Below are 6,286 nucleotides of genomic sequence, written 5' to 3' on the forward strand. Positions count from 1 at the left end.
GGGAGGGCCGGCCGGTGCTCCGGCCGGGGGCGCGGCGGATCAGCCGCCCGCCTGTCCCCCGGCGCCGAGGAACTGCTGGCACGCCTTCTGCGCGGCCTGGAAGACGGGGTTGTCCTGCGTCATTCCGATCTTGTCGCCGTCGAGGTTCATGCCCCCGTTGGGGTTCGGGTCGGGGAACTTGGTCACTCCGTGCCCCCGCATGCACTGCGAGTACTTCAGCGCCGCGGCGCGGTCCTTCGGGGCGTTGTCCCCCGCGCCGCCGCCCGGCATCAGCGACTTGCAGCTGCCGTCGGCGGACTTGTAGGTCGCCGTGTCGGCCCCCACGTCGTTGCCGTTGACCTGCAGGCCCTTGCCGAGCACCGGGTCGGGGAACTTGCTGATCCCGTGCGAGCGCATGCACTTGGCGTACTTGAGCAGGCCGTCGTAGATCTGCTGGTCGCTCGGGGGCTTGCCGTTGCCGCCGCCACCGCCGCCGCCGCCCTGCGGAGGGGCGGAGGCGGAGTCCACTGCGGCCACGCCCTTCTTGTCGTCGCCGCCGGACGACCCACATCCGCTCGCCACCAGGGCGAACAGCGCCAGGCCTGTGGCCAGCAGGGCGGTCGCGCGGGCGCCGCGGCCGGTGCGTGCTTGCATGGGTTGCTCCTTCTCTCGACACCACCTGGGATGGAGTTCTATCGAGCCAGGGGTTTCGGAGAGGTATCAGTCACCGGAGGGCCTGTGCGCAAGCGTCCAAATACTTTTACCTGGACACCTGGGACGCGCCCGGATCGTCCAACTGAATGACTCCTTGATGCCTTGTGGGACGCCCGGTACGTTGACAGCGCCATAGCGAGGATTGGGTGAGTCAAATGGTTCCGGATCTGGTCGACCCGACGACCTACGCCGAGCACGACATGGCCGATGTCTGGCGGCGGCTGCGCACCGGGGAGCCCGTTCACCGGCACCCCGGGCCGAAGGGCGCCCCCGATTTCTGGGTGGTCACGCGGTACGCCGACGTCGCGCGGATCCTCCGCGACGACGCGACGTTCACCTCCGAGCGCGGGAACGTGCTGGCGACCATGCTCGCGGGCGGCGACACCGGCGCGGGACGGATGCTCGCGGTCACCGACGGGCCCCGCCACACCGAGTTGCGCAGCCTGCTGCTGCGGGCGTTCTCGCCGCGCGCCCTCGCCGGGGTCGCCGAGCGCGTGCGCCTGCTGATCGACCGGCTGCTGGCCGAGGCCGTCGAGCGCGGCGAGTGCGACTTCGCCCGGGACATCGCCTCGGCCGTGCCGCTGGAGACGATCTGCGACCTGCTCGACGTGCCGGCCGCCGACCGGCAGCACGTGCTGAAGCTGACCAAGACCGCGCTGGCCTCGGACTACGCGGCGCCGGACGCCGCCGAGGACCGGATGGCGCGGGCCGAGATCCTGCTCTACTTCACCGACCTGCTCCAGGCCCGCCGCCGGCGGCCGGGCGAGGACCCGATCAGCCTCATGGCCACCGCCGAGGTGGGCGGGCGGCGGCTCAGCGACGAGGACGTCGTCCTCAACTGCTACAGCCTGATCATGGGCGGGGACGAGACCAGCCGCCTGGCCATGATCGGCGCGGTGCGGGAGCTGGCCGGGGACCCCGGGCAGTGGCGGGCCCTCAAGGACGGCGAGGCGACCGTCGAGTCCGCCGGGGAGGAGGTGCTGCGCTGGACCACCCCGACCATGCACTTCGGCCGGGTCGCGCTCACCGACACCGAGATCGCGGGCCGCCGGATCCGCGCCGGGGAGCTGGTGACGCTCTGGTTCACCTCGGCCAACCGGGACGAGGACGCGTTCGCCGAGCCCGACCGGTTCCTGCTGGGCCGCTCGCCCAACAAGCACCTGGCGCTCGGCTACGGGCGGCACTTCTGCCTGGGGGCGCACCTCGGCCGGGTGGAGATCAACGCGATGCTGGCGGGGCTGCGCGACCGGGTCGCCGGCATCGAGCGGACCGGGCCCGGACGGCCCGTCTACTCCAACTTCCTGGCCGGGATGAGCAGCCTCCCGGTCGCCCTCAAGGGCTGAGGATCCGGGGGCTGAGACCTCCCCGAAACCGGGGGCGAGGGCATGATGGAGCCGTGTCCAACTGCGCGTCCTGCGCATCCGGGACGGCGCGGCCGAAGCGGTGGCACACGGGGTCGGTTCCGTCGGGAGGAGCGCACGTGCGGGTCCTGGTGATCGAGGACGACGAGGAGCTGGCGCAGGCGGTCGCCGTCGGGCTGCGCCGCGCGACCATGGCCGTGGACGTGGCGTTCGACGGCCCGTCCGGCCTGGAGCGCGCGCTGGTCAACGACTACGACGTGGTGGTGCTGGACCGGGACCTGCCCGGCCTGCACGGCGACGAGGTGTGCGCACGGCTGATCCTGGCCGAGAGCCGCAGCCGGGTGCTGATGCTGACCGCCGCCGCCACGTCCGAGGACCTGGTGGACGGCCTCGGCATCGGCGCCGACGACTACCTGCCCAAGCCGTTCGACTTCCCGGTGCTGGTGGCCCGGATCGGCGCGCTCGCCCGCCGGGCGCACCCGGTGGCTCCGCCGGTGCTGCGGCACCGCGACATCGTCGTGGACACCGCGCGGCGCGACGCCAGACGCGGCGGCCGGAACCTGGATCTCGCGCCGAAGGAGTTCGGGGTGCTGGAGGTCCTGCTCGCCGCGGAGGGCCGTGCCGTGTCGGCCGAGGAGCTGCTGGAACGGGTCTGGGACGAGAGCGCCGACCCGTTCACCAAGACCGTGAAGGTCACCATCAGCCGGCTGCGCGCCAAACTCGGCGAACCCCAGGTCATCGCCACGGTGGCCAAGTCCGGGTACCGGATCTGAGGGGCCGTCCGATGCGACTTCCCCGGTCCCGCCGGACGCCCGGGCTCCTCCGGTCCGGCCTGTCCCGCCGCACGGTCCGCCTCAGGCTCACCCTGCTGTACGGGGCGCTGTTCCTGGTCTGCGGGACGGCGCTGGTCGGCATCACCTACCTGCTGGCCAGCCAGTCCACGCCCGGCGTCTACACCTTCCGGGGGCCGAACGGCGACAACAACGCGATGGCGCGCGGCTCGTCCTCGCCCGGCGCGGACGGTTCCTCGCACTCCAGCTCGGGCGGGGGCGTCGGCGGCGGTGTGAGCCAGGCCCCGGGCCCGTCCCAGGCCGCCGACACCGCCAAGCGCGGCGAGGAGGCGGCCCGCGCGCAGCGCGCCGGGGAGCTGCGCTCGCTCCTCGTGCAGTCCGGCACCGCGCTCGGCATCACGACGGTGATCTCGCTCGGGGTCGGCTGGGTGGTGGCCGGGAGGGTGCTGCGCAGGCTCCAGCGGGTCACCGCGGCCGCCCGCACCATCTCGGCCAGCAACCTGCACGAGCGGCTCGCGCTGGACGGCCCGCAGGACGAGCTGAAGGAGCTCGGCGACACCTTCGACGGGCTGCTCGCCCGGCTGGAGGGGACGTTCCTGGCGCAACGGCAGTTCATCGCGCACGTCTCGCACGAGCTGCGCACCCCCATGACGCGGCAGCGGACCCTCGCGCAGGTCGCGCTCGCCGACCCGGACGCCACGGTGGAGTCGCTGCGCGCCGCGCACGAGCGGGTGCTGGCGGCCGGGGCGCAGCAGGAGCAGCTCGTCCTGGCGCTGCTCACGCTGGCCCGCGGGCAGGCCGGGATCAGCCGCCGCGAACCGTTCGACGTGGCCGCGCTCACCCGGGACGCGGTGCTGAACCGGTCGGACGAGGCGCGGCGGCTCGGCGTGACCGTCCGGACCGAACTCGCCGCGGCGCCGGTGGCGGGCGACGCGCGGCTCGCCGAACGGATGATCACCAACCTGGTCGACAACGCGCTGCGGCACAACGTCCCCGGCGGGCTGGTGGAGGTCACCGCGGTCCGGCGGGACGGGTCCGCGGTGCTGACCGTCGCCAACACCGGCCGGGTGATCCCGGACCCCGCGGTGGAGCAGCTCTTCGAACCGTTCGAGCGGCTGGGCGCCGAGCAGACCGGCCGCACCGAGGGCCTCGGCCTCGGCCTGTCGATCGTCCAGGCCATCGCCGACGCGCACGACGCCGCCGTCGTGGCCCGGGCACGGCCCGGCGGCGGGCTGGTGATCTCCGTGACGTTCCCCCCGGCCGGCGCGCCGGGGCGGCACGGCGGCGCCGAGACCCGCGCGCCCGCCCAGGTCTGACCCCGCCCGCGAACGTCCCGTCCCCGAACCCCGTCCCGTCCCGTCCCCGAACCCCGTCCGGCCCCGTACCCCGTCCAGTTCGTCCCGACCGTCCGCCGGTCTTCCCCCGGCGCAACCGTGACTCCAGGAGGAGCAGCATGTCCGAAACCACGGCCGCGGAGGCCAAGGACGTCGTCGACAGCGAGGACCCCAGGTCCTTCGTGTGGGAGATGCTCCGCGCCGGATGGCGGTTCTCCGCGCTGTACGCGTTCGTCGAGCTGGACCTCGCGGGCTGGTTACGCGAGGGCCCGCTGACCGTCGAGGAGATCGCCGAGCGGGCCGGGCTGGACCGCGCCGCGCTCGCCCGGCTGCTGCGCACCTCGGCGGGCAGCGGGCTCGTCCGGACGCTCCGGGCCGAGGGCGGGCCGGTCCGCTACGACCTCACCGACGTCGGGCACACCCTGCGCGGCGACGTGCGGCGTTCCATGCGGTCGGTCGTCATCCCGCAGGGCGCCCCGGACTTCCTCGAGGCGATGGGCTCGCTGGACGAGGCGGTGCGCAACGGCAAGTCCCCGTTCGCCGCGCGGTTCGGCTCGATGTACGGCTACCTGGCGTCCCACCCGGACGCCCGGCACCACTTCGACGCGCACATGGCGACGCGCTCGCGGACCATCGCCGAGGCCACCGTCGCCGCCTACGACTTCACCGGCCTCGGCACGATCGCCGACATCGGCGGTGGCGTGGGCACCGTCCTGGCGACGATCCTCGCGACCTACCCGGACACGCGCGGCCTGCTGTTCGAGCTGGAGCCGGTGATCGAGGCGGCCTCGGGCTTCCTCGCGCCCCTGGGCGTCGCCGACCGCTGCGAGCTGGTCGCCGGGGACTTCTTCGCCGAGGTCCCCACGGCGGACGCCTACGTGCTGTCCAACATCGTGCACAACTGGAACGACGAGGACGCCCTGACCATCCTGCGGAACGTGCGGGCCGCGCTGCCCGCGCACGGCCGGGTGCTGCTGCTGGACATCCTGCTGCCCGAGGACGACCGTCCGCACCTGGGCAAGGAGCTCGACATGCGGATGCTCGCGCTGTACGACGGCGCGCGCGAGCGGACCGAGTCGGAGTACCTCGGCCTGCTCGGAGAGGCGGGCCTGCGGCCGAACCGGGTGATCGAGCTGCCCTACGCCCTGAGCCTCGTGGAGGCCTTGCCGCGATGACCGACCCCACCCTGCCGGGGCCCGCCGTGACCGGCGCTCCGCCGGTCACCGCGCCGGTCACGCAGCCGGCCACCGCGCCGGTCAAGCAGCCGGTCACGCAGCCGCCGCCCGCCGTCTACCGGACGCTGGAGGACGACAGCACCCGCTGGCTCGGCTTCCCGTTCCGGCCCGGCGACGTCGTCGTCAGCACCGGTCACAAGAGCGGGACGACCTGGATGCAGATGATCTGCGTCCTGCTGGTGTTCCAGCGGCCGGAGCCGCCCGCGCCGCTGGCCGAGCTCTCTCCCTGGCTGGACCAGCTCGTGCGCCCCGCCGAGGAGGTGTACGCGCTGCTCGCGGACCAGCCGCACCGCCGGGTGATCAAGACGCACACTCCGCTGGACGGGCTCCCGGCGGATCCGCGCGCGACCTTCGTCGTGGTCGCCCGCGACCCGCTCGACGTGGCGGTGTCGCGCTACCACGTGTACGACGAGGACCCGGACCGGCGGCCCGCCGATCCCGAACGCGCGTGGCTGCTGTCCTGGCTCGCCCGCGACGACTGGGAGCCGGACTCCCTGAACCGCCTCATGTGGCACGTCACCGACGCCTGGGAACGCCGGGACGACCCGAACGTGCTGCTCGTCCACTACGCCGACCTGGCCGCCGACCTGCCGGGCCAGATGCGCCGGGTCGCGGACCGCCTGGGGATCACCGTCCCGGAGGACCGCTGGCCGTCTCTGCTGGAGGCCGCGACGTTCCGGCGGATGCGCGCCGACGCCGCCCGGCTCGTCCCGGCCGGGCGGGAGCGCCTGAAGGACGCCCGCACCTTCTTCCGCGCCGGCCGCTCGGGCTCCGGCCGCGCCCTGCTGACCCCGGAGGAGTTCGCCGCCTTCCACGGGCGCCTCGCCGCCACGACCCCGCCCGACCTGCTCTCCTGGCTGATCAGATAGCCC

Annotated in this window: 6 protein-coding genes; 5 read left to right on the forward strand and 1 reads right to left on the reverse strand. The window is 73.9% G+C overall.

Translation table 11 applies throughout. The features are described from left to right. Positions 1–39: 39 nt before the first annotated feature. Positions 40–633 carry a hypothetical protein gene (locus tag EBO15_RS29930; protein ID WP_122197817.1) on the reverse strand — a complete coding sequence of 198 codons (594 nt, stop codon included), beginning with the start codon at positions 631–633 and terminating at the stop codon, positions 40–42. A gap of 215 nt (positions 634–848) precedes the next feature. Here EBO15_RS29930 and EBO15_RS29935 point away from each other — a divergent pair, with 215 nt between their 5' ends. From EBO15_RS29935 to EBO15_RS29955, 5 genes are all read left to right on the forward strand, one after another. Then, complete coding sequence (locus tag EBO15_RS29935; protein ID WP_122197818.1) at positions 849–2,036, forward strand: cytochrome P450; 1,188 nt, start codon at positions 849–851, stop codon at positions 2,034–2,036. Positions 2,037–2,173: 137 nt separating this feature from the next. Next, positions 2,174–2,827 carry a response regulator transcription factor gene (locus EBO15_RS29940; protein ID WP_122197819.1) on the forward strand — a complete coding sequence of 218 codons (654 nt, stop codon included), beginning with the start codon at positions 2,174–2,176 and terminating at the stop codon, positions 2,825–2,827. Positions 2,828–2,838: 11 nt separating this feature from the next. Beyond that, positions 2,839–4,161 (forward strand): sensor histidine kinase, encoded by a 1,323-nt coding sequence (locus EBO15_RS29945; protein ID WP_122197820.1) that lies wholly within the window; start codon positions 2,839–2,841, stop codon positions 4,159–4,161. 137 nt (positions 4,162–4,298) lie between these two features. Beyond that, positions 4,299–5,354 (forward strand): methyltransferase, encoded by a 1,056-nt coding sequence (locus tag EBO15_RS29950; protein ID WP_122197821.1) that lies wholly within the window; start codon positions 4,299–4,301, stop codon positions 5,352–5,354. After that, positions 5,351–6,283 carry a sulfotransferase domain-containing protein gene (locus EBO15_RS29955; protein ID WP_122197822.1) on the forward strand — a complete coding sequence of 311 codons (933 nt, stop codon included), beginning with the start codon at positions 5,351–5,353 and terminating at the stop codon, positions 6,281–6,283. Before EBO15_RS29950 ends, EBO15_RS29955 begins: the two co-directional genes overlap by 4 nt. Positions 6,284–6,286: the final 3 nt, after the last annotated feature.

Source organism: Actinomadura harenae (assembly GCF_003696215.1).
GTDB classification, from domain to species: domain Bacteria; phylum Actinomycetota; class Actinomycetes; order Streptosporangiales; family Streptosporangiaceae; genus Spirillospora; species Spirillospora harenae.